The sequence below is a fragment of the Draconibacterium sp. genome, assembly GCF_041583095.1.
Taxonomy (GTDB): Bacteria; Bacteroidota; Bacteroidia; order Bacteroidales; family Prolixibacteraceae; genus Draconibacterium.
Window position 1 is genome coordinate 1 of the sequence record NZ_JBFHGM010000417.1, and the last position, 2833, is coordinate 2833.

Genomic DNA, 2833 nt, shown 5'->3' on the forward strand with positions numbered 1-2833 from the left:
ATCGTTTTACTGTGAAGCATTTCAACTTTTTCTTCCAGGCTCATGCCTTTGATAATTTCGTTGATTTCTTCATCGTGTTTTGTCAACTCCTGTTGAGGTGTTGTAGTTTTTTGGGCACAAGCTGTCGCTACAATAATGATGCTTACGGCAACTGTCGCCAATATGAAAAATCTTTTCAATTTCATAATTTGTTATTTTAATTTTGTTTAATCCCCATCGAACTCCAGATAAAAATCGAAGTATGGCAGAACCTGCTGAGGGATACGCCCCTCTTTGGTATAAATTCCACTTCCGTGCGTACCAATATATTCCTCGACAAAATGGGTAATTCCAACGTTTTCCAATCGCTGACTGAACATGTCGCACTGCAATGTAAACCGGTCTCCGGCATTTCTGCCCCAGTCGAGTTTTATAGCTTTTAGCTGTTGCAGGTTTTCCAGATTGTCATCGATCATATGAACGGGCATATTGTCGTACCATTTCTGCAATACGTCCTGATTAACAGTGAGCTCATCGCCGTTATAAACAAATGGGAAATCGCAATAAAACGGAGGGTTATCGGGATTCGGCGACCAGGCACGGCCAAAGGCCATCATCACACTCCCGAAATAGGATCTTTTTAGTCCTTCAAGCGTTTTGATTGTAGACAATTCCCTGAATGTAGTACTATTTGGTCCATACTCGGCAACAATTGTTAAAGCTCCCGGGCTAATTGCATAAACGGTACTAAATATATCGGGATGGTGCATGGCAATTTTTAAAGCACCATATCCTCCCATGCTATGTCCGGTAATTCCACGGCTTTCCTTTTTCGGAATCGTACGGTAATTTTCATCCATATACTTAACAAGATCGAAAGCTGTAAAATCTTCCCAGTCTCCAAATACACCCGAATTACTGTAGAAACTTCCCTGGCAAGTTGTTTTTTCGTCGGGAATAACCATTATAAAAGGCTTTATTTTGTTATCGGCAATCGCATAATCAAGAAGACCGGACATCATGGCCATCATTTTATTATCGCCCATAAATCCATGAAGGAAATAGATAACCGGATAACGCTGATCGCTGTTTTCATAGTTCGGAGGAAGATAAACCGAAACAGCACGGTTTGGATTCTCACCAAAATCATTTTCCAGATTTTGAGAATAAATCATGTCGGTTACTACAGTTCCTTTATCGCTTTGAGCAAAAGACCATAATGAAACATTAAGAAAAACAATGAATAAAAGAAATTGGATTTTCATAGTCAGAATTTAGGTTCTTCGAAATTTAATAAAAATAAAAAAAGATGAGTGCATTTATCTATGGTATGTCTTAATAATATGCGGAGATCCATCAATGTAGCCTTAATTTTTAAATAGCCTGAAATTCAAAAGGTTTCCCGGCCACAAGAGCCGAAAAACCTACAATCCAACTGCTAACAAAAACTACTATTCTATGAATTAATCCCTTGCTCATCTTTGTTCGAAAAATTGGCAACAACAATTTCTTGTCGTATTACTTTTTAGGAAAGTTGCGTGTTGTTGCCATTACTATTTAACTTATGTACAAATAATGCTATTTGAATAAAAGCGGAGCAAACGTATTTAAATAAATTCGCCAATTGGCCCAGGTATGCCCGCCATCAGTAACATAGAAAGTGTGTTCCAAACCATTCTCAGTCAATTTAGAATCCAGCTTTTGTGCACTTTCATAAACAAAATCAGTGTTACCACAAGCCAACCAATACAGTTTGTATCCTGCTTTTTTTAATCCTTGAAGCTTCTCATCAATATCGGGTTGTTCGCCCCAAATCCCCATACTTAGCGGGCAGATATACTGGAACGTTCCGGGATATTCGTTAGCTGCAGCAATGGTATGACCACCACCCATTGAAAGACCGGCAATAGCACGATGATCAGGATCGGCAATAACACGGTAATTCTTTTCAATGTATGGCACAATATCCTTAACAATACTATGAACATATTTATTGCTGTTCGATGGATCTCTGTAATTCACATCGCTTACAGGCAATTGTGTGGTTTGCGCTGCCAATTGATTTGGATTTCCATTGGGCATAACACAGATCATTGGTTCTGCTAGTCCTCTTTCAATTAAGTTATCCAAAATCTGACGGGTGCGTCCCATAGAACTCCAGGCATCTTCGTCGCCACCGGCACCGTGAAGCAGGTATAAAACCGGATAACTTTTATCGCTGGTTTCATAGCCATAAGGCGTGTATACAAACATTCTCCTGTTTATTTTCAATGTTGGAGAATCGTACCACACCTGATGAAGATTTCCGCGTTTTTCGGCTTCAAAATAATTCTCCGTTTTTTCTCCCGGCACCAACAGTACGCTAAGGTAACGCGAACCATCGCGCTGCATAAAAGTGTTAGTCGGATCATTTACGGAGATACCATCAACAATAAAACTGTAGGTATACAATTCAGGCTCTGGCAATGGTAATGTAGTCGACCACAAACCTTTTTCATCTTTCGTAAGATCAAGGCTGCCCGGGACATCCATTTCGCCAAACGACGTTTTCATTTTAACGGTAGGCGTAAATCCTCCGGTAATTTTTACGGTATCAGCGTTGGGCGCCAGAAACCGAAAGGTCACCTGATTTTCACCTATTTCCGGTGAAACGATCGGCTCCCTGTTCATAAAGTTAGTCAGCTCCTGAGCATTTACATCTACCATAATTGCCAGACAAGCAATAACTATTAAAAATATCTTTTTCATTTGTTTTAATTTACGATGTTGCTAATTCCAAACAGGTAATAAAAGATCCGGCACTACCGCACCGGATCTTTATTTTATTTAAATAGTAAAGGAGCAAATTCACTAA

General features: G+C 39.5%; 3 protein-coding genes. All 3 read right to left on the bottom strand.

The features are described from left to right. Positions 1–185 (bottom strand): hypothetical protein (locus tag ABZB17_RS22010; RefSeq protein WP_372653738.1); only part of this gene is annotated, 185 nt, incomplete at its 3' end. Positions 186–206: 21 nt separating this feature from the next. Further along, on the bottom strand, positions 207–1244 hold the full coding sequence (locus tag ABZB17_RS22015) for an alpha/beta hydrolase (RefSeq protein ID WP_372653741.1): 1038 nt from the start codon (positions 1242–1244) through the stop codon (positions 207–209). 313 nt (positions 1245–1557) lie between these two features. Further along, positions 1558–2727: an esterase gene (locus tag ABZB17_RS22020; protein ID WP_372653743.1), complete on the bottom strand. Its 1170-nt coding sequence runs from the start codon at positions 2725–2727 to the stop codon at positions 1558–1560. Positions 2728–2833 lie beyond the last annotated feature (106 nt).